The organism is Aestuariivirga sp. (assembly GCF_046093005.1).
Lineage (GTDB): Bacteria > Pseudomonadota > Alphaproteobacteria > Rhizobiales > Aestuariivirgaceae > Aestuariivirga.
In genome coordinates this window covers 47,756-72,594 of the sequence record NZ_JBJTER010000089.1, presented here as the reverse complement: position 1 = coordinate 72,594, position 24,839 = coordinate 47,756, and the positions used below count along the sequence as shown (strand labels likewise).

Annotated in this window: 18 protein-coding genes; 11 read left to right on the top strand and 7 right to left on the bottom strand. The window is 66.1% G+C overall.

The genetic code is table 11. The features are described 5' to 3' along the window. Positions 1-54: 54 nt before the first annotated feature. From ACKOED_RS07870 to ACKOED_RS07860, 3 genes are all read right to left on the bottom strand, one after another. Complete coding sequence (locus tag ACKOED_RS07870; RefSeq protein WP_408916032.1) at positions 55-453, bottom strand: NADH:ubiquinone oxidoreductase subunit NDUFA12; 399 nt, start codon at positions 451-453, stop codon at positions 55-57. Positions 454-527: 74 nt separating this feature from the next. Then, positions 528-2,543, bottom strand: coding sequence for a bifunctional DedA family/phosphatase PAP2 family protein (locus tag ACKOED_RS07865; RefSeq protein ID WP_408916031.1), 2,016 nt, complete (start codon positions 2,541-2,543; stop codon positions 528-530). A gap of 36 nt (positions 2,544-2,579) precedes the next feature. Further along, positions 2,580-2,840, bottom strand: a complete 261-nt coding sequence (locus tag ACKOED_RS07860; protein WP_408916030.1) for a hypothetical protein — start codon at positions 2,838-2,840, stop codon at positions 2,580-2,582. A gap of 104 nt (positions 2,841-2,944) precedes the next feature. Between ACKOED_RS07860 and ACKOED_RS07855 the strand changes: the two genes are divergently transcribed. The 4 genes from ACKOED_RS07855 (at position 2,945) to ACKOED_RS07840 (ending at position 12,355) form a co-directional block, all read left to right on the top strand. Continuing rightward, positions 2,945-4,495: a DHA2 family efflux MFS transporter permease subunit gene (locus ACKOED_RS07855; protein WP_408916029.1), complete on the top strand. Its 1,551-nt coding sequence runs from the start codon at positions 2,945-2,947 to the stop codon at positions 4,493-4,495. A gap of 485 nt (positions 4,496-4,980) precedes the next feature. After that, complete coding sequence (locus ACKOED_RS07850) at positions 4,981-8,661, top strand: vitamin B12-dependent ribonucleotide reductase (protein ID WP_408916028.1); 3,681 nt, start codon at positions 4,981-4,983, stop codon at positions 8,659-8,661. 733 nt (positions 8,662-9,394) lie between these two features. After that, the gene (locus tag ACKOED_RS07845; RefSeq protein ID WP_408916027.1) at positions 9,395-10,498 is read left to right on the top strand and encodes a calcium:proton antiporter; all 1,104 of its coding nucleotides are present in this window, start codon (positions 9,395-9,397) and stop codon (positions 10,496-10,498) included. A gap of 63 nt (positions 10,499-10,561) precedes the next feature. Continuing rightward, entirely contained in the window at positions 10,562-12,355 is a 1,794-nt protein-coding gene (locus ACKOED_RS07840) for a cation:proton antiporter (RefSeq protein WP_408916026.1), read from the top strand. A gap of 120 nt (positions 12,356-12,475) precedes the next feature. Here the strand turns inward: ACKOED_RS07840 and ade are convergent, their stop codons facing one another. Together ade and ACKOED_RS07830 are read right to left on the bottom strand one after the other, a co-directional pair. Next, positions 12,476-14,269 (bottom strand): adenine deaminase, encoded by a 1,794-nt coding sequence (ade, locus tag ACKOED_RS07835; RefSeq protein ID WP_408916025.1) that lies wholly within the window; start codon positions 14,267-14,269, stop codon positions 12,476-12,478. Positions 14,270-14,320: 51 nt separating this feature from the next. Beyond that, positions 14,321-15,109 carry an inositol monophosphatase family protein gene (locus ACKOED_RS07830; RefSeq protein ID WP_408916024.1) on the bottom strand — a complete coding sequence of 263 codons (789 nt, stop codon included), beginning with the start codon at positions 15,107-15,109 and terminating at the stop codon, positions 14,321-14,323. Between the two features lie 593 nt (positions 15,110-15,702). On the opposite strand from ACKOED_RS07830, the gene bchI reads away from it, so the two are divergent. The 7 genes from bchI to ACKOED_RS07795 all read left to right on the top strand — a co-directional run bounded on the left by bchI (position 15,703) and on the right by ACKOED_RS07795 (position 22,771). Further along, positions 15,703-16,716, top strand: a complete 1,014-nt coding sequence (gene bchI / locus ACKOED_RS07825; RefSeq protein WP_408916023.1) for a magnesium chelatase ATPase subunit I — start codon at positions 15,703-15,705, stop codon at positions 16,714-16,716. Next, the gene (locus ACKOED_RS07820; protein WP_408916022.1) at positions 16,716-18,395 is read left to right on the top strand and encodes a magnesium chelatase subunit D; all 1,680 of its coding nucleotides are present in this window, start codon (positions 16,716-16,718) and stop codon (positions 18,393-18,395) included. The genes bchI and ACKOED_RS07820 overlap by 1 nt, the downstream gene beginning before the upstream one ends. Position 18,396: 1 nt before the next feature. Beyond that, complete coding sequence (gene bchO, locus ACKOED_RS07815) at positions 18,397-19,272, top strand: alpha/beta fold hydrolase BchO (RefSeq protein WP_408916021.1); 876 nt, start codon at positions 18,397-18,399, stop codon at positions 19,270-19,272. A 50-nt stretch (positions 19,273-19,322) separates the two neighbouring features. After that, positions 19,323-20,855, top strand: a complete 1,533-nt coding sequence (locus ACKOED_RS07810; protein ID WP_408916020.1) for a phytoene desaturase — start codon at positions 19,323-19,325, stop codon at positions 20,853-20,855. After that, positions 20,836-21,864 (top strand): phytoene/squalene synthase family protein, encoded by a 1,029-nt coding sequence (locus tag ACKOED_RS07805; protein ID WP_408916019.1) that lies wholly within the window; start codon positions 20,836-20,838, stop codon positions 21,862-21,864. The genes ACKOED_RS07810 and ACKOED_RS07805 overlap by 20 nt, the downstream gene beginning before the upstream one ends. A gap of 251 nt (positions 21,865-22,115) precedes the next feature. Beyond that, on the top strand, positions 22,116-22,400 hold the full coding sequence (locus tag ACKOED_RS07800; RefSeq protein ID WP_408916018.1) for a DUF6516 family protein: 285 nt from the start codon (positions 22,116-22,118) through the stop codon (positions 22,398-22,400). Continuing rightward, positions 22,397-22,771, top strand: a complete 375-nt coding sequence (locus ACKOED_RS07795) for a transcriptional regulator (protein WP_408916017.1) — start codon at positions 22,397-22,399, stop codon at positions 22,769-22,771. Before ACKOED_RS07800 ends, ACKOED_RS07795 begins: the two co-directional genes overlap by 4 nt. Before the next feature lie 28 nt (positions 22,772-22,799). Here ACKOED_RS07795 and ACKOED_RS07790 read toward each other — a convergent pair whose 3' ends face one another. Together ACKOED_RS07790 and ACKOED_RS07785 are read right to left on the bottom strand one after the other, a co-directional pair. Further along, the gene (locus ACKOED_RS07790; protein ID WP_408916016.1) at positions 22,800-23,711 is read right to left on the bottom strand and encodes a hypothetical protein; all 912 of its coding nucleotides are present in this window, start codon (positions 23,709-23,711) and stop codon (positions 22,800-22,802) included. 312 nt (positions 23,712-24,023) lie between these two features. Continuing rightward, positions 24,024-24,833, bottom strand: coding sequence for a hydratase (locus ACKOED_RS07785; protein WP_408916015.1), 810 nt, complete (start codon positions 24,831-24,833; stop codon positions 24,024-24,026). Positions 24,834-24,839 lie beyond the last annotated feature (6 nt).

Here is a 24,839-nt window from a genome sequence, read left to right as displayed (position 1 = left end):
TCCTGATCAGATTTGTTCAGTGTCACAACGGACCCGGGCCGAACTATGACCACACTACTCGGGCCGCCACGCCGAATAATCCGGCGCGCGCGGGGCGGGCGCCGCGCCCGCCAGAATCGAGCCCTTGGGCCGGTAGGCGTCAACCGTTCCCGTCATGTTGGGCTGATGCGGCTTCTGCCAGTCGCGCGGCTGGTATGTCTCTTCGGTGGGCGGGTCATCGGCGCGGTGGTGCATCCAGCCATGCCAGCCGGGCGGAATGGCGGAGGCTTCGGAATAGCCATTGTAGATCACCCAGCGCCGCTCGGCGATCGATTCCGGCACCGCCGATTTGGCGCGGTAGTATTTGTTGCCGTATTGGTCAGCGCCGACATACTCGCCCTTGCGCCAGGTATAGAACCTGGTGTTCAGTGTCTGGCCGTTCCACCAGGTGAAAAGCTGCTTCAGAAATTGCATGCGGTCCCGCCTTGAAATCGCGGCGGAATATGGCGGATGACCGGGGCTTCGTCCAGTGCCGTTTTGGCCTCTGTTTAAGGCTTCGCTGCGATCAGATCGAGGCTTTGGCCCTCGCGCTCCTCGCGGCCCGCGACGCTGAGCCCCGGCGCCGCCGCCAACAGCTGCCGCAGGCCTGCGATGTCCCCGGGCGGTACCGGCTCCACCGCCGGAATGGCATAAAGCCCGAAACCGCGGCCTTTCACCTCGCGGGTGAGACTCACCAGAAAGATCGGCTGATAATTGTCGCCATCGGCGGCGGCGAGCGCCGTCTTGTAGACGCGCAGCACATCGCGGGCTTCGCCGCCCCCCGCGGCGCGAGTCATCGTGAGCCTGGCGGCGAGCCCCTCATGCAGGGCGGGGCGCGGCGGCAGTTCCGGCAAGCTGGCGTTGGGGTTGAGGTAGGGCAGGCTGTCGCGCCACGTCCACACCGGTTCGCTCGTCCAGCCGGCTGCCACGGCGGCTTGTTCCAGCGCCGCGACGCCACCCGCCAGCTGGGCCACGAACACTTCGCCCGGCCTGCCGCCGAAGTCGATGCGGCGGGCGGGCAAGGTCTGCCAGTCCTGGTCGCGCCATTGCGCCAGCGGCACCAGGATCTGGCGCTCCGGCATGGCATAGAATTCCCGCGCGCGGTCATAGCCTTGCGCCACATGCAGCGCCCCGGCGCCGAGGAACACCACGAAGGCGGCGGCGAGCAGGCCCCACGGCTTGATGCGGCGCGGCGGTATCGCCTCGATCGCCACGCCGAAGGCGGCCGTCATCACGGCGCCGAACAAGAGCCCGGCCAGCACATCGGTAAGCCAGTGCGCCCCGAGATAGACGCGCGAATAGGCGATCGCCACCACCGCCAGGCCGCAGATCGCATAGACCAGCGCGCGGCCCCAGCGGCCCATGGCGTGGCTCGCCAGCACCGCGAGGATGCCGAAGATCACCGCCGCCATGGTGGCGTGGCCGGAGGGGAAACTGTATTCGCTCGCCCCGGCGTAGGCGAGTTCGGTCGGCCTGGCGCGGTGCAGGCCGTATTTGAGCGCCAGTTCGAACAGCTTGGTGGCGGCAATCGCCACGCCCGCCGCCCAGGCGGCCCGGTAGGCCTTGCGCCAGACCAGCCATAAGATGATGGTGACGGCCAGCGCCGTCATCACCACCGTATCGCCCAGCATGGTGATCACCGTCATGATCTCGTCGGCGGGCGCGTTGCGCGATTCGCGCATCAGGCTGGCAACCGAGATGTCGAGGTTGGAGATCGCCGAACCGGATCCCGCCCTGACCGCGATGTTGATCAGCGCCGCGAGCCCGGCGAAGACGACCGCCGCGAACACCACGATGATGACCGAGCGCGGGTTCTCGGGCGCCACGGCGCGCGCGAAGCGCTGCCAGGAGCGGCCCTGCTTGCGCCGCGCCCAGCTGGAGACGCGCGACAGCAGATGGTTCAGGTAAGGCGAGACGCCCGCCGCCGCGAGCCGGATCGCATAACCCGCCAGCGCCAGGATGACGAGCAGCGCCAGCAGAACGGCGAGCAGGCGGCCGCTGAGTTCGCCGGCGAAGGCCAGCCCCTGCCCGATCAGCACGCCCGGCACCACATGCGCGAAAGACCAGACGATTCCGGACGTCACGTTGACGATCAGGAAGAACGTCTGGTTCATGCCGAGCATGCCGACGATGCCCGGAACCACCGATTTAACGCCCGGCACGAAGCGGCCGATGGCCACGCTCTTGCCGCCGTGCTGGCGCACGAAATCCTCGCCCTTGGCCACCAGCTGCGGGTAGAGATACAGGGGCCACATGGTCTTGAGCCGCTCGCCGAACAGCCGTCCCGCCCAGTAGGATATCTGATCGCCGATGATGCAGCCCACCGCGGTGGCCACGATCACCGGCCAGAAACCCAGGTGCCCGGTGCCGACCAGAACGCCCGCCCCCACCAGAACCGCCGTCGACGGCACGAACAATCCGATGATCAGCAGCGCCTCGCCCATGGCGATCAGGAAGATGATGACCAGCGCCCACTCCGGATTGGATGAGAAGAAATCGAGGATGGTCCGGACGAAATCGAACACGGGGGGCGTTATTCCTGTTGCGGCGGCGGATCGGGCTCAGCGCGGATGCTTTGGCATTTCTGGCATGACGGGGCAATCCGGCCGGCCAAGCGGAATTTGCTCATAAGGGTTATCGGCGGCGGGCGGCTTCACGTCTTCGCAGCCGGCCAGCGGCTTCGGCGCGGCATGGGGCAAGGCCTGCTCATAGACCACGGCGGGCTCCATGCTCTCCATCCAGTCGTCATGGCCTTCCCAGTTCATGGCGAAGGCCGTACCTGGGCAGACGAGGGACAGCGAGATCAAGACCGCGGAGCGCATGGCGGCCGATTTTAGGGAAATCCCTGCGGCAATGACAAGCCTCACATCGCGATTTCGGCCATTGGAGCTTGCCGGGCCTTGGTCCATATTACCGCATGATGACGATGATCGACGCAAACGCCCGGCCGGCGGGCGCGCTGCGCACATGGCTGGGCTTCGCCGGCCTGTGCCTCGCCATGTTCATGGCCGTGCTCGATATCCAGATCGTCGTCACCTCGCTCGGCGTGATCGAGAAGTCGCTCGACATCGGCGCCGACCGCATGAGCTGGGTTCAAACCTCCTATCTCATCGCCGAGATCATCACCATCCCGCTCACCGGCCTGCTGATGCGGGTGTTGAGCATGCGCACGCTGGTGATCGCCGCCACCATCATGTTCGTGCTGGCCTCGGTCGGCTGCGCGGCGAGCACCGGTTTTGCCAGCCTGGTGGGCTTCCGGGTGCTGCAGGGCATGGCGGCGGGCGTGCTGATGCCAGTGGTGTTCGCGGCGGTGTTCCTGCTGTTCCGCCCCGGCACCGAACAGGCGGTGGCCACCGTGCTGGGCGGCGTGGTGGCGGTGATCGCCCCCTCGATGGGCCCGATCATGGGCGGGCTCATCACCGAAAACCTGTCCTGGCACTGGCTGTTCCTGATCAATGTGGGGCCGGGCGTAATCGTGGTGCTGATCACCCTGCTGTGCCTGCCGCGCGAACCTCGGCAGCTCGGCCTGCTGCGCGACCTGGACATCGCTTCGGTGGTGATGATCGCGGGGTCCCTCGCGGCCCTCGAGATCGGCCTCAAGCAGGCCCCGGAACTGGGCTGGCTGTCGCCGGTGACGCTGTCGCTGCTGCTGGGCTGCGCCGTGCTCATGGCGCTGACCGTCATCCGCCCGAAGCCCGCCGTCGATTTCAGCCTGCTGCGCGACCGCTACCTCGCCTATGGCTGTGCCTTGAGCTTTTTCGTCGGCATCGGGCTTTATGGCTCGGTCTATCTCATGCCGGTGTTCCTGTCGCTGGTGCGCTATATGGGCCCGGTCGAGATCGGCATGGTGGTGCTGGTGACGGGGCTTGCTCAACTCGTTTCGGCCCCGGTTTCCGTGCTGCTCGACAGGATCGCCCCGGCCCGCCTGCTGAGCATCCTGGGCTTCGCCGCCTTCGCGGCCGGGCTGTTCATGAGCGGCTTCGAGACCAGGCTTTCGGGCTATGACGAGCTGTTCTGGCCGCAGGTGGTGCGCGGCATCGCGCTGGGCTTCTGCATCGTGCCGGTCACCCGTTTCGCGCTCGGCTTCCTGCCGCTCGACCGGGTGAGCGACGGCAGCGGACTTTACAATCTTTCCCGCGCCCTTGGCGGGGTGATCGGCATCGCGCTGATCGACACGATCTTGTTCACCCGCACCTCCGAGCACGCCGACCGGTTGCAGGAGATGATGACGGCCGACCCCGCCGCCGCATCAGCCCTCATGGCCATCCCGCCCGAGGAATTCCCCGACCCGGACGATCCCCTGGGTCTGCTGGGCGTCATGGACATTATCCAGGAAACCGCGGTCACCATGGCCATCAACGAAGCCTGGCTGATGATGGGCGGCCTCACCTCGCTGGCGCTCCTGCTGCTGTGGCGGCTCGGCCCGATTCGGGAACCGAAACCCGGGGTGCCCATGGGTCAACAGGCCGAATTCTAGCCCCGAGGCGCCGCCCCGGGGCTGTGGATAGCGGTGATTAGCCATGCCAGCCGCCCTGTTTGTTCCGAACTCTTGTTCCGATCTCCAGCCTGGCGGCCGCCTCTCCGCCTCATCCGCCGCTGTTGATAGCGGGCATAAGCGCCCGGAGTTCTTGAATTTATGCAAAGAATCGGATGAACAATCTGTAATGGAGAGCCTGCCTCAGGTTGCAACCACAACATCTGGTGTTAACCTCTCGTTAACACACTAGCTGTTGACGGCTGTCCGGGTTCGGTACTAGTCTCTTTCTCAAGGCCGAGACGTGAGGGGACGCGGCGGAAGGGCTACCTTCCCCGTGACGACTTAACCGAAAAGAAGAGCCGGCAGGGTCCCGGGGGCGTTGGTTTCCGGGGTCAGGGAGTGTGTCTTGCAGCAGGGTGGAAGAAGCACCTCGGTTGCGCATGGTTGTGCGCGCGAGGCAACGAACATGAAAAGAGGGACCGATTATGCGCATTGAACGCCGCTACACCAAGCCGGGACAGGAACCTTACGCGGACATCGAGTTCCGCCGCGCCACGAGCGAGATCAAGAACCCGGATGGCTCGGTGGTGTTCCGGCTGGAGAACATCGACGTGCCCGCCTCCTGGAGCCAGGTGGCGGCCGATATTCTGGCGCAGAAGTATTTTCGCAAGGCCGGCGTGCCGGCGGCCCTGAAGCGGGTCGAGGAGGAGACGGTCCCCTCCTGGCTGTGGCGCTCGGTGCCCGACGAGGAGGCGCTCGCGGCACTCCCCGAAAAGCAGCGCTACACCGGCGAGCATTCGTCGACCCAGGTATTCAACCGGCTGGCCGGCACCTGGACCTACTGGGGCTGGAAGGGCAAGTATTTCGATACCGAGGAAGATGCCCGCGCCTTCTACGACGAGCTCTGCCACATGCTCGCCACCCAGAAATGCGCGCCCAATTCGCCGCAGTGGTTCAACACCGGCCTGCACTGGGCCTATGGCATCGATGGCCCCGGCCAGGGCCACTATTATGTCGATCCCGAAACCGGCCGCCTCACCAAGTCGAAGTCGGCCTATGAGCATCCGCAGCCGCACGCCTGCTTCATCCAGTCGGTGGCCGATGACCTCGTCAACGACGGCGGCATCATGGACCTGTGGGTGCGCGAGGCGCGTCTCTTCAAATATGGTTCGGGCACCGGCTCCAACTTCTCCAACCTGCGCGGCGAGAATGAGAAGCTGTCGGGCGGCGGCAAGTCCTCCGGCCTGATGAGCTTCCTCAAGATCGGCGACCGCGCGGCCGGCGCCATCAAGTCGGGCGGCACGACGAGGCGCGCCGCCAAGATGGTGATCGTCGACGTCGATCATCCGGACATCGAGGAATTCATTGAGTGGAAGGTGCGCGAGGAGCAGAAAGTGGCCTCGCTGGTCACCGGCTCGAAGACCGTGAAGAAGCATCTTCAGGCCGTGATGAAGGCCTGCGTCAATTGCGAAGGCCCCGGCGAGGACTGCTTCGCCATCGACAAGAATCCGGCCTTGAAGCGCGCCGTCAAGGAAGCGCGCAAGGCGCTGGTGTCCGACAACTATATCAAGCGGGTGATCCAGTTCGCCCGGCAGGGTTACACCGAAATCGCCTTTGACACCTACGACACCGACTGGGACGGCGAGGCCTACCGCACGGTGTCCGGCCAGAACTCCAACAACTCGGTCCGGGTCAACGACGCCTTCTTGCAGGCGGTGGAGCGCGACGCCGACTGGCAGCTGTCCTCGCGGCTCTCCGGCAAGGTGACCAAGACGCTGAAGGCCTCCGCCCTGTGGGACCGGATCGCCCATGCCGCCTGGGCTTCGGCCGATCCCGGCATCCAGTATCACACCACCATCAACGACTGGCACACCTGCCCGGCCTCGGGGCCGATCCGCGCATCGAACCCGTGCTCGGAATATATGTTCCTGGACGACACCGCCTGCAACCTCGCTTCGCTGAACCTTCTGCAGTTCCGCGATGCCGCCACCGGCCGCTTCGACATCGCCTCCTTCGAGCATGCGGTGCGGCTGTGGACGGTGGTGCTCGAGGTTTCGGTGATGATGGCGCAGTTTCCCTCAAAGGAAATCGCCCGCCTGTCCTACGAGTTCCGCACCCTGGGTCTGGGCTTCGCCAATATCGGCGGCCTCCTGATGACCGGCGGCATCCCCTATGACAGCCACGAGGGGCGCGCCATCTGCGCCGCGATCTCGGCGATCATGACCGGCATTTCCTACGCCACCTCGGCCGAGATGGCGAAGGAGCTTGGCCCCTTCCCGGGCTTCGCCAGGAACCGCGAGCACATGCTGCGGGTGATGCGCAACCACCGCCGCGCCGCCTATGGCGCCGCCGTCGGCTATGAAGGCCTCAACACCGTTCCGGTGGCGCTTGATGAAACCGACCTCAAGGACAGGGCGCTGGCGGCGGCGGCCCGCCGCGCCTGGGATCTCGCGGTCTCGCTCGGCGAGCAGCACGGCTACCGCAACGCCCAGTCAACGGTGATCGCGCCCACCGGCACGATCGGCCTGGTCATGGATTGCGACACCACCGGCATCGAGCCTGATTTCGCGCTGGTGAAATTCAAGAAGCTGGCGGGCGGCGGCTATTTCAAGATCATCAACCAGGCGGTGCCGGAGGCGCTGCGGACGCTGGGCTACGGCCAGGACGAGATCGAGAAGATCATCGCCTATGCGGTGGGCCACGGCTCGCTCGCTGACGCGCCCGGCATCAACCACGCGGCGCTGAAGGCCAAGGGCTTCGGCGATGAGCAGATCGCCAAGGTCGAGGCTGGCCTCGCCTCGGCCTTCGACATCAAGTTCGTGTTCAACAAGTGGACGCTGGGCGAAGCCTTCTGCCGCGACGCGCTGGGCCTCACCGATGCCGAACTCAATGATTTCGGCTTCGACATGCTGGCCCGCCTCGGCTTCTCCAAGGCCGATGTCGAGAAGGCCAATGTCCATGTCTGCGGCGCCATGACCCTCGAGGGTGCGCCCGGCCTCAGGCCGGAGCACCTGCCGGTGTTCGACTGCGCCAATGCCTGCGGCAGGCTGGGCAAGCGCTACCTGTCGGTCGAAAGCCACATCCGCATGATGGCGGCGAGCCAGCCCTTCATCTCGGGGGCCATCTCCAAGACCATCAACATGCCGAATGACGCCGCGGTCGAGGATTGCGCCAGCGCCTACATGCTGTCGTGGAAGCTGGCGCTCAAGGCCAACGCGCTCTACCGCGACGGCTCCAAGCTTTCCCAGCCCCTCTCCTCCCAGCTCATCGCCGACGAGGATGACGATGCGGAGGACATGGCGGAGGCCCTGCTGGCCAGGCCCGTGGCGGCCCGCGTCGAGACGGTGGTCGAGAAGATCGTCGAGCGGGTGGTGGAGCGTGAGCGTTCCCGCCTCAAGCTGCCGCACCGCCGCAAGGGCTATACCCAGAAGGCGGTGGTGGGCGGCCACAAGGTCTATCTGCGCACTGGCGAGTATGACGACGGCACGCTGGGCGAGATCTTCATCGACATGCACAAGGAAGGTGCGGCGCTGCGGGCGATGATGAACAACTTCGCCATCGCCGTGTCGGTGGGCCTGCAATATGGCGTGCCGCTGGACGAGTTCGTCGACGCCTTCACCTTCACCAAGTTCGAGCCGGCGGGCATGGTGCAGGGCAACGACTCGATCAAGAACGCCACCTCGATCCTCGATTATGTGTTCCGGGAGCTGGCCGTGTCCTATCTGGGCCGTAGCGACCTTGCCCATGTCGAGGCCTCCGAAATGGGCTTCGACGCGCTGGGCAAGGGCGAAGGGGCTGACAATGCGCCGCGCGTGCCCGCCGCCCGGGTGCTGTCGTCGGGCTTCGTGCGCAAGCCAAACCTCGCCTCCGCCAATGTGGTGGTGATGTCGGGCGCGCAGGCGGCGGCTCCGGCGCTGCAGCTGCGGGCTGAGGCGCAAGGAGCGCTGGCGCTTGCCGAGGCCGCCGCAGCCGCCTTCGCGGCGCCGCGCCAGGAGATGGCGGTGGCCATGGAGACCACAATCATCGCCACCGCGGACCGGCGCATGGAGGCGCGCATGAAGGGCTATGAGGGCGAGAGCTGCTCCGAATGCGGCAACTTCACCATGGTGCGCAACGGCACCTGCCTGAAGTGCGATACCTGCGGCTCGACGAGCGGCTGCTCGTAACGCCCGGACGCCTTGTTGTGACAACAAACGGAGGCCGGTCATGCGCCGGCCTTCGCGCATTTCAGGGCCTCGGCGCCGCTTCAATCGAAAAAAATATCCACAGCTTCTTGTGAAGGGCGCGCCCGCCTCTTGACAGGTTTTGCCGCCAGAGCCCCCTCAAAACCAGCGTTCATCCGTCCACGGAATAACTTCTGAAACCCCCGTTTTTATTGATTTTTTCCGCGCCAGCGGCCAGTTTGTCCGTGCAAGGACGGTCTGGCCGGTTTTCCCAGCGTTTACCGATTGTTAGCGTGAATCCGCGATAGTCCTGAATGGGGTTCGGCATATTGCCGAATCACGCAAGCGGGTGCACATAACGTGACAACGACGAATGAGACTCGGTTCCTTCACGCCAGGCTGTTCGTCCGTGTGAGGCTTACCTGCGTTGTGGGGCACTAACAACTCTAGGAGAGACAGCGATGGCTGCGAAGAAAGCTGCGAAGAAGCCGGCCAAGAAGAAGGCCGCTAAGAAGCCGGCCAAGAAGAAGGCCGCCAAGAAGAAGTAATCTTCTTATCTTTAAGGACTGGACCCCGGACGGCACCCGCCTCCGGGGTCAGTTCTTTTTGGGACGCTTGTTGCGTCTCTTGTCATGGCCCGGCCGCGGCCGCCGCGGGATGAATGGCGGCCGGATGACAAGCGAGGCCGATCTGTCATAATGAAAAATCGTCATTTCGTGGTCTCGGGAGCGAGCGTTTGGCAGAGTTGAAACATGCCGGCAATCCCTGGTGGACGATCTTGCTGCCTCTGGCGTCGGCGGCGCTGATCGCGTTGTATTTCGGCGGTCTGCTGCCGAAGGAGGGCGCGCTCCGGATTGCCATCGAGGCGGTGTTGCTGTGCGGCGCGATCTTCGCGGCCGTGCATCATGCCGAGGTGGTGAGCGCCCGGGTCGGCGAGCCTTTCGGCTCGATCATCCTCGCGGTTGCCGTCACCATTATCGAAGTCGGGCTGATCGTGGCGCTGATGCTCGCCGCCGATGACGGTGGCCCAACGATCGCGCGGGACACCGTCTACGCGGCGGTGATGCTGGTGCTCACGGGGCTGATCGGTCTCTGCCTCATCATGGGCGGCCAGAAACACTATGAGCAGCGGATCAGGGTCAGCGGAACCTCATCCTATCTCGCCGTACTGGGAACGCTGGCCACCATCGCCCTCATCCTGCCGAACTTCACGACGTCCACAACGGGTCCGACCTACAGCGCGGCACAGCTCACCGCCGCGGCGCTGGTGTCGCTGCTGCTGTATGGGGCGTTCCTGTTCATCCAGACGGTGCGCCACCGCGACTACTTCCTTGCAGCCGCGGATGACTCGGATGCCGCCAATGAGGACTTCGATCCGCCCTCCAACCGCGATGCGGCCGTGAGTCTGGTGTTTCTGCTGATCTCGCTTACGGGGGTCATTGTTCTGGCCAAGATGCTGGCGCCATCGCTCGACGATCTGATCGGCGCCGCTGGGCTGCCGCAGGAATTCATCGGCGTGGTCATCGCCGTTCTGGTGCTGGCGCCCGAGAGTATCGCGGCGGTGCGGGCCTCGCTTGCCAACCGTCCACAGACCAGCATCAACCTGGCCCTTGGTTCGGCGCTGGCTTCGATCGCGCTGACCATTCCGGTCATCACCATGCTGGCCGCGTTTACGGATGTGCAGCTGTCGCTCGGCGTGCCGCCCGCCAAGATGGTGCTGCTGGTGCTGGCTCTGTTCGTGTGCGTCATCACCCTGCTGCCGGGCCGCACCACCGTGCTGCAAGGCGTGGTCCATCTTGGCCTGTTCATCATGTTCATCGTGGTCGCCGCGGTGCCCTGACAGGACTGAGCTTTTGACTTCGCCCGGACGCTCACGCACACTGTGTGCCGGAGGGCGCGGCGCATGGCGGCTGAACAGGCGTTCTACTACAAGGAGTTTCTGATTGTGCTGGGCGCGGCAGGCCTGATCGTGCCGCTGTTTCTGCGCATTGGCGTCAACTCCGTGGTGGCCTTCCTGACCGTGGGCATCCTGCTGAGCCCGGATGTGCTTGGCCGGCTAGCCAATGTCTTTCCCTGGCTGTCATATGCGAACATCGGCGAAACCGGGACGCTCTCTCACATCGCCGAGCTTGGCGTTGTGTTCCTCCTGTTCCTGATCGGCCTCGAACTCTCATTCGAACGCCTCACCATCATGCGACGGCTGGTGTTCGGGCTGGGCGGTTTGCAGGTGGTGGCAAGCCTTGCCGCCATCGCGGCGATCGCCGTGGCGATGGGCTTCGACATCCGCGCGGCGCTGGTGGCCGGCGCGGCGCTCTCGCTTTCCTCGACGGCGATCGTGGTGCAGCTGCTCTCGGATTCGAAGCGGCTGGGCTCGCAAACCGGCCGCGCCAGCTTCGCCATCCTGCTGATGCAGGACCTGGCGGTGATCCCGCTGCTTTTGCTGGTGCCCATTCTCGGCGCCAGAACCGAAGGCAATGTGATCGTCAGCGTGCTCATGGCGCTTGCCCAGGCGGCGCTCGCCATCGCCTTGATCGTCACGGTGGGCCGTTACCTGTTGCGCCCGCTCCTGCGCCTGGTGGCGCGCACCGGCGGGGCGGATTTCTTCATGGCCGCCACCCTGCTGATCGCGGTCGGCACCGGCGCCATCGCCAGCCTCGCCGGTATCTCGATGACGCTCGGCGCCTTCATCGCCGGGCTGCTGCTGGCCGAAACCGAATACCGCCGCGCCATCGAGGCGGTGATCGAGCCGTTCAAGGGCCTGCTGCTCGGCACCTTCTTCCTGGTGGTCGGGCTCAAGCTCGATCTCGATATGCTGTTCGCCGCGCCGGCCTATACGCTGGGCATGGCTGCGGGCATCATCGTGCTGAAGTCCGCCATCGTTTATGGACTGGCGCGCGCCTTCAGGGTGCAGCATGCCGCAGCGCTCGAATCCTCCATCCTGCTGGGCCCCTGCGGCGAATTCGGTTTCGTGATCGCCGCCGCGGCGCTGGCCTCCGGGCTCATCGACAACGCGACCACCCGCAACATCGTGCTGGTGGTGACGCTCACCATGATCGCCATCCCCTTCCTCGCCAGGCTCGGACAGCGGCTTGGCGCGGCGCTCCGCCACGACGCCGCGCTGGCGGCGGCGGCGACCCCACTTCCGGATGACAGTCAGCCGCGGGTGATCATCGCCGGCTTCGGCCGGGTGGGCCAGCTCATCGCCTCGATGCTGGAAGAGCACAAAATCCCCTTCCTCGCCGCCGACAGCGACGCCGAACTCGTGGCGCGTGAACGAAAACTGGGAAAGCCGGTCTATTTCGGCGACGCGTCCAACGCAGAATTCCTCAAGCGCTGCGGGCTGGCGGAAGCTCCCGCTCTGGCCATCACCATGGACAATCCGGTGCGCGCCGATGAAGTGGCCAAGGCGGCGCGAGCACTGCGCGGCGATCTCAAGATCGTGGCCCGGGCCCGCGACGAGCGCCATGCCCAGAGGCTTTACGCGCATGGCGTCACCGAGGCGGTGCCGGAAACCGTCGAATCGAGCCTGCAGCTCGGCGAGGCGCTGCTGGTCGAGACCGGCGTGCCGATGGGCCTTGCCATCGCCTCGGTGCATGAGCGCCGCGACGGCTTTCGCAAGCTGCTCGGGCGCCCCAACCGCACGGAGCCGCTCGACCTCGCCCGCAAACGGCTGCGGCGCGAGAAGACGCAGAGCTGAACGGCTGTTGCCGCCAGCCTGGCGGCGTCCGGAGCAGCGGGCGATCGATTGACCTCAGCTATTCCAAACAAGCGCGCTCATCATTCGCTTTGAGATCCATACAAATGACTGCCCGCCGCGCTAGACGAACAGCTCAACCTTCTCGAAGCTGCGCACGTCGACAAGGCCGACGTCGGAGATGCGCAATTCGGGGATCACCACCAGCGCCAGCAGCGAGTGCTGCATATAGGCGTTGTTGAGGGTGCAGCCGCAATCCTTCATCGCCTGCACCAGCGCCTCGGCCTTGCGGGCCACGATCTCGGCGCGCTCGTCCGACATCAGCCCGGCGATCGGCAGTTCGACCAGCGCCAGCTGGCGGCCGCCGCTCACCACCACGGCGCCGCCGCCCGCCTTGCGCAGGATGTTGGCGGCCATCGCCATGTCGCTGCGGTTGGTGCCCACCACGATCATGTGGTGGCTGTCATGGGCCACCGTCGAGGCGACCGCGCAATCGACATTGTAGCCGAAGCCCGAGACGAAGGCGTTGACGACGCCGCCCGTTGCGCGGTGGCGCTCGACGAGCGCGATCTGGCAGACGCCGGACTCGAGCCCCGCGTCGACGAGCCCCGACGCCACCTTGAGGCGCTTCTCGAGGGCCTTGGTGGGCGCCTGGTTCTCGATCACGCCGATCACCCGGGCCGTCACCTCATTGGCGCCCTTGGGCGCGGCGATGGCGAAATCATCCGCCGTCAGGTCACGTTTCATGTTCACGCTATTGCGGGCCGAAGCCGGATAGGCGAAGGCCGGGATATCAGCGGTGAGCCGCCCGTTTTCCGCCAGCACCTTGCCGCGCGCGATCACCATCTCGATGGGAAGCGCCACCAGATTGGAGGTCAGGATCATGTCGGCGCGGCGGCCCGGCGCGATCGAGCCCAGCTCGCGCTCGAGGCCGAAATGCTGCGCGGTGTTGAGGCTCGCCATCTGGATCGCGGTCACGGGCTTGAGGCCCTGGGCGATGGCGTGGCGGACCACGCGGTTCATGTGACCCTCGTTGACCAGCGTGCCGGAGTGCGAATCATCCGTGCACAGAATGAAATTGCGCGAATCCAGCCCGTCCTCGGTCACCGCCTTGATCTGGGCGGCCACGTCATACCAGGCGGAGCCCAGCCTGAGCATGGCGCGCATGCCCTGCCGCACCCGGGCGATGGCATCCTCGCGGCGGGTACCTTCATGGTCGTCGGCCGGGCCTCCCGCCGCATAGGCATGAAACGCATGGCCCAGGTCGGGTGAGGCGTAGTGCCCGCCCACGGTCTTGCCGGCGTTCTGGGTGGCGGCGATTTCCGCCAGCATCTTGGGGTCGCCGGCGATGACGCCCGGGAAATTCATCATCTCGCCGAGCCCGATGATGTTGGGCCAGCCCATTGCCTCCTGGACTTCGGCGGGGCCCAGCTCGGCGCCCGGGTTCTCCAGGCCAGGGGCACTCGGCACGCAGGACGGCATCTGGATGAAAGCGTTGACGGGAAGCCCCATCGCCTCGTCATGCATCAGCCTGACGCCCGGCAGGCCCAGCACATTGGCGATCTCATGGGGGTCGGCGAACATCGTGGTGGTGCCGTGCGGGATCACGGCGCGGGCGAACTCGGTGACTGTCACCATGCCGCTCTCGACATGCATGTGGCCGTCGCACAGGCCGGGAACCAGGTAACGCCCGGCGGCGTCGATCACCCGGGTCGCGGGCCCGATGGTGTGCGCGGCATCGGGCCCCACATAGGCGAAGCGCCCGGCGGTGATGGCCACGTCGGTTCCGGGAATGATTTCGCCCGAATGGACGTTCACCCAGCGGCCGTTGCGGACCACCATGTCGGCCTTGCGGCGGCCCATGGCGGTGTCGATCAGCAGGGGGGCGGTGTCAGCCCAGCTCTTCAAGGCGGTCATTGGCGGCTCCTTCGCGGGCTTCCACTATAGGGCAGCGCATGGGTGGCGCAATCAGCCGGACATGACGGCGAGCGCTTCCGCGAGCAGGGCCTCGGAGCCGGCGGTGATCACATTGCCGCCCCGCGCCAGGTCGCCACCCGTCCATTCGGCGGCGGCGCCGCCCGCACCCGCCACGATCGGCAGCAGGGGCGTGATGTCATAGGGCTGGAGGCCGCAATCCATGGCGATGTCGATGTGGCCCGCCGCCACCATGCAGAAGAAATAGGCATCGCCGCCATAGCGGGTGAGCCGCGCCCTGGCGCGCAACGCCTGGAAGCGGCGCTGGTTTTCAGTGCTGCGGTAGAGCTCGGGCGCGGTGGTGCCGATGCTGGCCTGCTCCAGCGTGACGTTGCGGCGGCTGGTGATCGGGCTGGTGGCGCCACGGTAGTCATGCCAGGCGCCCGCCGGATTGCCATAGAACATGTCGCCCACCACCGGCTGGTTCATCAACCCGACCGCCGGGCGGCCCGCATAGCTGAGGCCGTTGAGCGTTGCCCAGGTCGGCATGCCGCAGACGAAGGCGTGGGTGCCGTCCACCGGGTCCAGCACCCAGGTGAAGGGCGATCTGGCCTCTTTCACCCCATACTCCTCGCCGAGAATGCCATGGTCCGGAAAGCGCTCCTCGATCATCCGGCGGATGGCGCGCTCACCGGCCCGGTCGCCCTCGGTGACCGGGTCCCACACCGGGCCGTCCTTGACCTCGATTTCGGCGTTGCGGCGGAAATAGGGGAGGATGGCGGCGGCCGATTCATAGGCCAGCGCGATCGCGAAGCGGGTGAGGCTGTCCCAGTCAGGGGTCATGGACGATTCTTTCGCAGTGTTTCTTCTCCCTAGGCCAAGCGTCCGGGGCGCTCAACTGCCGGCCTATTCGCGTCAGAACAACGGCATGCAAATTTTGCATGAGCGCTTGCCAAATGGCGAAGTTCAAAACTTAATCTTTTTGTTTCATGTAGTTATAGTTTTATTCATGATCTTCTTGAGCACATCTGCAACGATTTTTGCACAAAATTCCACCAATACGCCTTGAACATCTCATACCGCACTGCCATATGACCCTGGCGAGGCAGTGATGTCTCGTAGCCCTTCCTGGGCGTTTCCTCCCTAGACTTGGGCCGACTGGGTAACACCGTCGGCCCTTTTTTGTTTCTGCATCAATGGCTTGCGTTGTTTTTTCGGCGGGTTCGGTTTGTTCCCGCACGGGTTTCGCAAGACTTAGGCGGCGCATGAACGCAATGCCATGGCTTGACCATGGTATCTTCTTTCCCGCCGCAGAGACCCCCCTGGTCAAGCCCGGCGCTACCACCTCATGCTACACTCTTTCCATCCCTCCCCGCATTTGCCGCCTGTCAATTCCGTGTTACACACCGGTACATGACAGATTCCGGAACCGTTCCATGAGCTTGCGCTATCCCTTCTCCGCCATTGCCGGGCAGGACGAACTCAAGGAGGCGCTGCTGCTGACCGCGGTGGACCCGCTGATCGGCGGGCTCCTCGCCTTTGGCGACCGCGGCACGGGGAAATCCACCGCGGTTCGCGCGCTGGCAGCACTGCTTCCCGAAATCCGCGCCGCGTCATGCCCCTATCACTGTGACCCGGATTCGCCCGCCTCCCAGTGCGATGCCTGCCGCTCGGGCGGCCCCATCAAGGTGCGGCGCATTCCTATTCCGGTCGTCGACCTGCCGCTTGGCGCCACTGAGGACCGCGTGCTGGGCGCGCTCAACCTCGAGCGCGCGCTCTCGCATGGCGAGAAGACTTTCGAGCCGGGCCTGCTCGCCCAGGCCAACCGCGGCTATCTCTATGTCGACGAGGTGAACCTGCTTGAGGATCATATCGTCGATCTCTTGCTTGACGTTGCCGCCTCGGGCGAAAACGTGGTGGAGCGCGAGGGCCTCAGCGTGCGCCATCCGGCGCGCATCGTGCTGGTGGGCAGCGGCAATCCGGAGGAAGGCGAGCTCCGCCCGCAATTGCTGGACCGTTTCGGCCTGTCGCTGGAAGTGCGCACCCCGGGCGATCCCGCGCTGTGGGTGGAAATCGTCAAGCGCCGTGATGCCTTCGAGCGCGATCCACCCGCCTTCCTCGCCCGCTGGGCGCCGGAGGAGGAGAAGATCAGGAGGCGCATCGTCAAGGCCCGGCGCGGGCTGGCCGCCACCGAGGTGCCGGACGCGGTCTTGGAGCGCGCCGCCGCCCTGTGCATCCATTTGAAGACCGATGGCCTGCGCGGCCAGCTGACCCTGATGCGCGCCGCCCGCGCGCTCGCCGCTTTCGAGGGGGCGAAGCGGGTGGGCGATGAGCATCTGCGGCGCATGGCCACCCCGTCGCTGCGCCACCGGCTGCGCCGCAACCCGCTCGACGAGACGGGCTCGGCCACCCGCATCGCCCGCGCCGTGGCGGAAGTGCTGGGGGCGTGATGGCGGCGGAGAGCTGGGCTGCGGCGCTCGCCCTGCTCGCCATCGATCCGGCAGGGCTCGGCGGCGCGGTGCTGCGCGGGCCGGGCGGGCCGGGGCCCGAGGCTTTCATCGCCGGCATCCGCCGCCTGTTGCCGGAGCGCCGCATGTTCCGCCTGCCGCCGCATATCGGGGCGGATCGTCTGGCGGGCAGCCTCTATGTCGCGGAAACGCTGCGCACCGGCAAGCCCTGCCTCGACCCGGGGCTCCTCGCGGAAGCGCGCGGCGGCGTCTTGCTGATCGCCTCCGGCGAGCGCCTTACACCTTCCAAGGCAGGCTTCATCGCCGCGGCGGTGGATGAGCGTCCAGGAGAATATCTTCTTATCGTTTGCGATGAAGGCCAGGATGACGAACGCGCACCCCCGGCCCTGGCCGAACGCGCCGCCTTCCTGCTCGATCTCCCTGAGGATTTCGACGAAACCCTCACAGCCTGGCAAGATCTGGCCGCGGCCAGAGCGCTGCTGCCCAATGTCGTGCTGCCGGATGTCATCACCGCCGCGCTGTGCGGGGCTGCGCTGAGCCTGGGGATCAATTCCTTGCGCCCGGCCCTGTTCGCCTGTGCCGCCGCCCGCGCCACCGCCGCGCTGGATGGCAGGCGGGAGGTCTCGCAGGACGATGCCACGGCCGCCGTCCGCCTCGTGCTGGCGCCGCGCGCGCTGCGCTTTCCGGTTCCGGAAGCGGCGGCGGAGCCCGAAACGCCGCCACCCCCGCCCGCGTCGGACGAGAACGATGCAAATAAGTCTGACGGCAACCCCTCCGCGCGGGAGATGTCGGAGCTGCTGCTGGCCGCCGTTAAGGCGTCCCTGCCACAAGGCCTGCTGGCGGCGCTGGAACAGAATCTGCGCCAGAGCCAGGCGAAATCCGGCGCCGGCGCGGCCTCCGAAAAGCTGGGCGTCACGCGCGGCCGCCCGGCCGGGACGCGGGCTGGTGAGCCACGCAACGGCGCGCGGCTGGCGCTGGTCGATACGTTGCGGGCGGCCGCCCCATGGCAGCCATTGCGCCGCCGCGCAGCACCCGGGCGCCAGGGGCTGATCGTCACCAGTACTGATCTCCGCATCCGGCGCTACCAGCAGAAGCGGGAGACCACGGCGATCTTCGTGGTCGATGCGTCGGGCTCGGCGGCGGTGCACCGCATGGCGGAGGCCAAGGGCGCGGTTGAGCTGCTGCTGGCCGATTGTTACGTCAGGCGGGACCGCACCGCCCTCATCGCCTTTCGCGGCAAGGCGGCGGAAGTTCTGCTGCCGCCCACCCGCTCGCTGCAGCGGGCGCGCAAATCCCTGGCCGATCTGCCGGGTGGCGGTGGCACCCCGCTGGCGGCGGGCATCGCCCAGGCGGTGGAAGTGGCCACCCAAGTGCGGCGCGCCGGCGGCACGCCGCTCGCCGTGTTCCTCACCGACGGCAAGGCCAATATCGCGCGCGATGGCGCCGCCAGCCGGCCAGCCGCACTGGCCGATGCCGAGGCGGCGGCCAGGATGCTGCGGCTGGCCGGCGTGCGCGCGCTGATGATCGATCTCGCCGATGCCAGAGGTGGGCCCGCCCAGCGGGTGGCCGAGGCGATGGCTGCGCAATATCTCGCCCTGCCGCGCGCCGATGCCGCGTCGATCTCGCGCGCGGTGGCGGCCGCCATGCCAACGGACGCCTGACATGGGCTATTATCTCGACTGGGCGACCGACGGCGCCGGCTGGCCCAACCGTCAGGCCAGCCGTTTCGTCGAGGCCGCCGGCATGCGCTGGCATGTGCAGGTGATGGGCGATGGCCCGCCGCTCCTGCTGCTCCACGGCACCGGCGCCTCGACTCATTCCTGGCGCGACGTGATGCCGAAGCTCGCCCAGCATTTCACGGTCATTGCGCCCGATCTGCCGGGCCACGCCTTCACCATCCGGCCGACGCCGGAAAGCCTGTCGCTTCCCGGCATGGCCGCGGCGGTGGCGCGGCTCCTGCAGGCGCTCAAGGTTGAACCGGTGCGCGCCGCAGGCCACTCGGCGGGGGCCGCGGTCATGGTGCGCATGGCGGTGGAGCGGCTGTTCGCGCCGCGGGACCTCGTCAGCTTCAACGGCGCCTTCTTTCCGGTGAGCGGCATGGCCGGCCAGTTCTTCTCGCCGCTCGCCCGGGCCTTCGCCAATGCCTCGCTCATTCAGAAGGTGTTTGCCCGCATGGCTGACCGCAAGGCGGTGGAGCGGCTGTTGCGCGACACCGGCTCCAACATCGACGCCGAGGGCGTCAGCCTCTACCAGCGCCTGTTCTCCAACGAAGGCCATGTGGCGGGCGCGCTCGGCATGATGGCCGCCTGGGACCTGCACTGGGTGCCACAGGACCTGCGCAACCTGCCCCTGCCGCTCACCCTCGTGTGGGCCAGCAATGACCGCACCATCGCGCCCGCCAAGGCGGCCGAGGCGGCGCGCCTCACCCGCCAGCCGCGCCTCATCGAGATGAAGGGGCTGGGCCACCTCGCCCATGAGGAAGACCCCGCGACCGCCGCCGCCATCATCGCGGCGCCGGAGCGTTTCGCATTGCGATAGGCGCCGCTCCCCCTTGCCAAAATCAGTCTGACAGTTTCTACTGTCAGGAGATGTTTACAGACACCGAACATCCGCCGCCCCCCGCCCGGACCGTGGGTTCGCGCCCGCATGCCGTGGTGATCGGCAGCGGGCTGGGCGGTCTGGCGGCGGCGATCAGGCTCGGGGCGCGCGGCTACCGGGTGAGCGTTTATGAGAAGCTGGAGCAGCCGGGCGGCCGCGCTTCGGTGTTCCGCCAGGACGGTTTCACCTTCGATGCCGGCCCGACCATCATCACCGCCCCCTTCATTTTGGAGGAACTCTGGGCGCTGGCCGGGGCGAAGTTCTCCGATGACGTGACGCTCAAGGCCCTCGACCCCTTCTATGACATCCGCTTCCATGACGGCACGGTGATGACCTGTTCGGGCGACCCCGCCAGCATGCGCGCGGAAGTGGCGCGGATTTCGCCGGGCGATGTCGAGGGCTATGAGCGCTTCATGGCCGAAAGCGAGGCGATCTACCGCATCGGCTTCGAGCAGCTGGGCCATGTGCCCTTCGGCTCGCCGATGAGCATGGTGCGCATCGCGCCTGACCTCGTGCGGCTCGGTGCTTGGCGCACCGTCTACCAGCATGTGTCGGCGCGCGTGAAGGATCCCAAGATCCGTATGGCGCTGAGCTTCCACCCGCTGTTCATCGGCGGCAACCCGTTCAAGGTCACTGCCATCTACAGCATGATCGCCTATCTCGAGCGCCAGTTCGGCGTGCATTGCGCCATCGGCGGCACCGGCGCGCTGGTCGCCGCCATGGCGCGGCTGATCGAACGCCAGGGCGGAACCATTCACCTCAACAGCGAGGTGGCGGAGATCACCCTCGATGGCCGCCGCGCCACCGGCATCCGGCTCGCCGATGGCCGCGCCGTCGCGGCTTCGGTCGTCGTCTCCAATGCGGAGACCGCGCATACCTACATGAAACTGCTGGCCAAAGCGCCGCGCCGCCGCTGGTCGGATGCGAGGCTCGCCCGCGCCCGCTATTCGATGAGCCTGTTCGTCTGGTATTTCGGCACCGGCCGCCAATATCCCGGCGTGCGCCACCACACCATCATGATGGGTCCACGCTACCGCGGCCTGCTCGATGACATCTTCACGCGAAAGCACCTCGCGGAGGATTTCAGCCTCTATCTGCACCGCCCCACGGCGTCGGACCCGCAACTGGCGCCCGCGGGCTGCGACAGTTTCTATGTGCTTTCGCCGGTGCCACACCAGGATTCCGGCATCGACTGGAAGGCCCGCGCGCCAGCCTACCGCGCGGCGATTGCCGCGCATCTCGAGGCCACGCTGCTGCCCGGCCTCTCGGCAAGCATCGTCACGGAGAAGCTGATCACGCCCATCGATTTCGAAAACCGGCTTGGCTCCTACAAGGGGGCCGCCTTCGGGCTGGAGCCGGTGCTGCTGCAAAGCGCCTGGTTCCGGCCCAACAACAAGGCGGAGGACATCGAGAACCTGTTCCTGGTGGGGGCCGGCACCCACCCCGGCGCTGGCCTTCCCGGCGTCATTTCCTCCGCCCGCATTCTCGACACCGTGGTGCCTGATGCTGCAGCATTCGCCTGACCGTTCCCTGGTGAGCCCCGCCGATCTGGCGCAGTGCCGCCAGATGATCCGCGATGGCTCCAAAACCTTCTACACCGCCTCGCTGCTGCTGCCGCAGCGGGTGTGCGATGCCTCGCGCTCGCTCTATGCCTTTTGCCGCGTGGCCGATGACCTTGTTGACCGCACGCCGGACAGCCGCGCCGCGGTGGACACGCTGCTTGAGCGGCTTGACCGCATCTACCGCGGCGCGCCGGGCGATGACCCCGCCGACCGCGCCTTTGCCGACGTGGCGGCGCGCTTCGCGATCCCGCGCGAGATTCCGGAAGCCCTCATCGAAGGCTTCGCCTGGGACGCCAGCGGCCGCCGCTATCCAAACCTTGGCGAGCTGCACGCCTATGCCGTGCGCGTGGCCGGCACGGTTGGCGCGATGATGTCGCTGGTCATGCAGGTGCGCGCGCCTGAGGCCATTGCCCGGGCCTGCGACCTTGGCATTGCCATGCAACTCACCAACATCGCGCGGGATGTGGGCGAGGATGCGCGCAACGGCCGCGTCTACCTGCCGCTCGACTGGCTGGCGAACGCGGGTGTGGATGCCGATGGCTTTGTCGCGGCGCCGCGCCACTCGCCCGCGCTTGCCCGCGTGGTGGGCCAGCTGCTGGCCGAAGCGGATGTGCTTTATGCGCGGAGCCTCGCGGGCATCGCCATGCTGCCCATGGGCTGCCGGCCGTCCATCAACGCCGCGCGGCTGCTTTATGCCGGCATCGGCCGCGAGGTGGAGCGCAATGGCGGCGACAGCGTAGGCCGCCGCGCCGTGGTGCCGACGCTGCGAAAACTCGCCCTGCTGGGCGGCGCCATCGCCACCGCGGCGGCGCGCACGCCGCCCTGCGGCACGCCTGCCCTGCCGCAGGCGCAGTTCCTGGTCGATGCGGTCTCGCGCGCCGGCGATCCGCAGCGCCCGCCGCGCACCCTGGACGAACGCGCGCAATGGCTCACCGAACTGTTCACCAGGCTGGAAAAGCAGCGCTCATGAGCCCGGATTCGCTCATTTTCGCGGAAATGCTCCTCGTCCTGGGCCTGGTCCTGGGCTTCGGCTTCTGGGAGTTATGGAAGCTCAGGCGGGATAAGCGGAAGTAATCGATTTCGGCCCTTCTCCCACCGCTGGCGCGGCGGAAGAAGGAAGTTTGCGGGCATCTTGCCGTCTGCCGTGGGCGGCACTTGCTCTATCGCCATCCATCTCCTGATCCTTGACAACCAGTCAAAAGTGTTGGCACAAAAGCCAACATGACAGCGCAGCTCATTCACCGGGAAAAGCGCGTCTTGCCGGATGGAGCGATCGTTGAAATGGTCATCTGGAAGCTTCCAAAACCGCTACCGGGAAGCCGCCATGCCTACAAATACCGCCTCTATTTCGGCCGGAACGGCAAAAGACTGGTAGGTTTTGACAACGAGCGCGGCAAAGGTGATCACCGCCACCTGGACGGCGATGAGAAACCATACAGTTTCACCTCGGTGGAAGCGCTGATGAGGGATTTTCTTTTGGAAGTCTACAGGAGGATGCCGGAATGAGACGGGCGGTCATTCGAATTCAGCGTGATGACAGCGCCAAAGCCGTTGTTGCGGCGATGGGCAGGAACTTCGTGCGTGCGTGGAAAAGCGGCAAGTCCGGCGATCCCGCCGCCACTTTCATTTTCAGCTCGCCCGCCCAGCTGTTTTCCGTCCTGAGCCCCAAGCGCTGGCAACTCACGGAGCACCTGCAAAAGGCGGGGCCGATGAGCGTGCGCGGCCTCGCCCGCGCGCTGGAGCGGGATGTTAAGCGGGTCCACGCCGATGTGACGCTGCTCGCCGGCTGGGGAATTGTTGAGCGCACCGGCGGCGGAAAAGTCCATGTGCCCTTCGATGTGATCCACGCGGATTTCGATTTGCGCGCCGCCGCCTGAGTGGCGGGGCGCCAAGCGTTCCACGGCCTCAGAACTCGTTGGGATTCCCCTCCACGATCACGCCCGTGCCCTGCTCCTCGCCGTCGTCGAGCCAGGTCACTTCGCCGCCGTCCAGCTTTACTTCCCAGCAGGCTTCGGGATCGTCGTCGTACTTGATGCAAATGCTGTCGCCGTCGATGCGCCATGTGCCGCTGAAGTCCTCGCCCTTGATTGCGCCATCGGGGGCGTAGAATTCCTCATAGGCGCCGGATTCCGTCATGCTGCCTTTCACCGTGTTCCCGGCGAGCGCCGCGGCGATCTCCTCGCCGCTCGCCGTGGCGGAGGCGGCGCCGCCGCCGCCCGCCCCCGGTTCCGGCGCACCAATGATCTCGAGGTCAATGCCGTAGTTCCGCGCCTCCTGGAGCGGCAGCCATTGCATGTCATGCGGCGGCGCCGAGGTGAGATACACAATGGCCGACTGCGGCAAGGACAGCTGGTTCAGATAGGCGCCAACCAGGGCGTTTCCCGCCCCGGTCTCGGTGGCCTGTCCGTTGTTTTCGATATAGGCGGCATGAAAGCCGATCTGTGCTTCAGGATGCGCGAAGCGCCTGATGCCGCCGAGCCAGGCCAGCCCGCAGGCCGAGGCGCACTGCGCGCCGCCTTCCACGGCAGTGGAGAATTCCTTGAGCCGGATCGCCCGGCCAATGCCGAGTCCGGCGAGCAGGTTACCTCCCGGGCTCTCGAACACCACGATGGCATTGTCCACGTCGAGGGCGAGCGCGGTGAACTTCTTGTCGTCACCGTCCTCGAAGACGCCGGAGATCAGGATCGCCGGGAACTCCTTGGGGCTCGCCGGATCGATCTTGATCTCGGCAGCAAGCGATGGCCCGCCGGAACATGCCAGCCACGCCAAACCAGCAAGGGCAAACCATGCCCGCCGCCGCTTTGCAGTGTTTTTCATCGTCGCTTCTCCCGTCCGCTTCTTACGCGACCTCTTTCATACAGCAGCATCTGCGGAAAGGGGAGTGGCGCCGAAAAACAGCGATGATTCCTCAGACAGCGCAGACTGTCATACGAGATTGACGGATTTCGCCAAGAGCGTGTAGCGATTTGTTGATAAAAATTCTGAGTTGCAGGACGAAGGCCGGCATCACAGGCCAAGGCATCCGGACGACACCCCCATGGTCAACGGCGGCATCGATTTTGGCAACTTACCGCATCAAAAAGCATGCATTTTGGCATCGATTTGCAACATGATTTTTGGGTGCCGGAGTCAGTTCCGGCGGGGCATGCGGAAGGGCAGCATGAGTTGCACAACGGGGTTCCGAAAACGATTGAGCGACAGGCTCTCGTGGAACGCATCGGCCTCGCCGTCCTCCGTCGCGAGGCGGAGCAAGCTGCGGGAATAGAAGGGCGAATCCTCGAGCAGCGAGGTAATCCGGAAGGGCCGGCTGGCGCGCATGTGGCGGGCCATCCGCCAGAAGGTGGTGGGCATATCCTGGCGGGGCGGCGCCGGCTGGGTGCGCACGCTGCCGTCGGCGGCGATGTCCAGCCCGAAGCCCGCCGATTTTCCTCCTTTTAAAACAGTATCATAGATGATCGCCGCGCCATGCCTGGTGGCGGCGCGGGACCATACCCAGCTCTCGAAACTGTCCTCCAGCGGCACCGCGCCCCAGTTCGAATCATGATAGCCCGCCCCGCTCCAGGACAGCTTCGGATTTTCAAACACCGCGGTGATCCGCGAGACCGGTGCCACAGGCCGCCAGATATGGAGCCCCTGCGGATCGAGCGCCACCTCATGGCCGCAGATGGCGGAAGGCGTGAGCCGCACCCGGCCTTTCAGCCGGCTTGGAACAGGAACCGTTATCTCATTGATATCGATGACCAAATCACCGCCTTCCCAGCGCATGGCGCTGGGCCCAATAAGGAACTGGTTTGCCGAACGGCTGATCGACCGGCGTCCGCGCTCGGTCATGCTCCAGCGGTGGCCAATGTCGCCGTACAGCGCCACATTGAGCGCGCAATGGTTTTCGGGATCAGCGGAACCGCGCCGCCGCGCCCAGGCATAATAGGGTGAGAACACGCTGCC

Bases quoted from the DNA above. Each gene is read 5' to 3' on its own strand.
- ACKOED_RS07870 (WP_408916032.1), bottom strand. From the start codon at position 453: ATGCAATTTCTGAAGCAGCTTTTCACCTGGTGGAACGGCCAGACACTG.
- ACKOED_RS07860 (WP_408916030.1), bottom strand. From the start codon at position 2,840: ATGCGCTCCGCGGTCTTGATCTCGCTGTCCCTCGTCTGCCCAGGTACG.
- ACKOED_RS07855 (WP_408916029.1), top strand. From the start codon at position 2,945: ATGATCGACGCAAACGCCCGGCCGGCGGGCGCGCTGCGCACATGGCTG.
- ACKOED_RS07850 (WP_408916028.1), top strand. From the start codon at position 4,981: ATGCGCATTGAACGCCGCTACACCAAGCCGGGACAGGAACCTTACGCG.
- ACKOED_RS07840 (WP_408916026.1), top strand. From the start codon at position 10,562: ATGGCGGCTGAACAGGCGTTCTACTACAAGGAGTTTCTGATTGTGCTG.
- ade (WP_408916025.1), bottom strand. From the start codon at position 14,269: ATGACCGCCTTGAAGAGCTGGGCTGACACCGCCCCCCTGCTGATCGAC.
- ACKOED_RS07830 (WP_408916024.1), bottom strand. From the start codon at position 15,109: ATGACCCCTGACTGGGACAGCCTCACCCGCTTCGCGATCGCGCTGGCC.
- bchI (WP_408916023.1), top strand. From the start codon at position 15,703: ATGAGCTTGCGCTATCCCTTCTCCGCCATTGCCGGGCAGGACGAACTC.
- ACKOED_RS07820 (WP_408916022.1), top strand. From the start codon at position 16,716: ATGGCGGCGGAGAGCTGGGCTGCGGCGCTCGCCCTGCTCGCCATCGAT.
- bchO (WP_408916021.1), top strand. From the start codon at position 18,397: ATGGGCTATTATCTCGACTGGGCGACCGACGGCGCCGGCTGGCCCAAC.
- ACKOED_RS07810 (WP_408916020.1), top strand. From the start codon at position 19,323: ATGTTTACAGACACCGAACATCCGCCGCCCCCCGCCCGGACCGTGGGT.
- ACKOED_RS07805 (WP_408916019.1), top strand. From the start codon at position 20,836: ATGCTGCAGCATTCGCCTGACCGTTCCCTGGTGAGCCCCGCCGATCTG.
- ACKOED_RS07800 (WP_408916018.1), top strand. From the start codon at position 22,116: ATGACAGCGCAGCTCATTCACCGGGAAAAGCGCGTCTTGCCGGATGGA.
- ACKOED_RS07795 (WP_408916017.1), top strand. From the start codon at position 22,397: ATGAGACGGGCGGTCATTCGAATTCAGCGTGATGACAGCGCCAAAGCC.
- ACKOED_RS07790 (WP_408916016.1), bottom strand. From the start codon at position 23,711: ATGAAAAACACTGCAAAGCGGCGGCGGGCATGGTTTGCCCTTGCTGGT.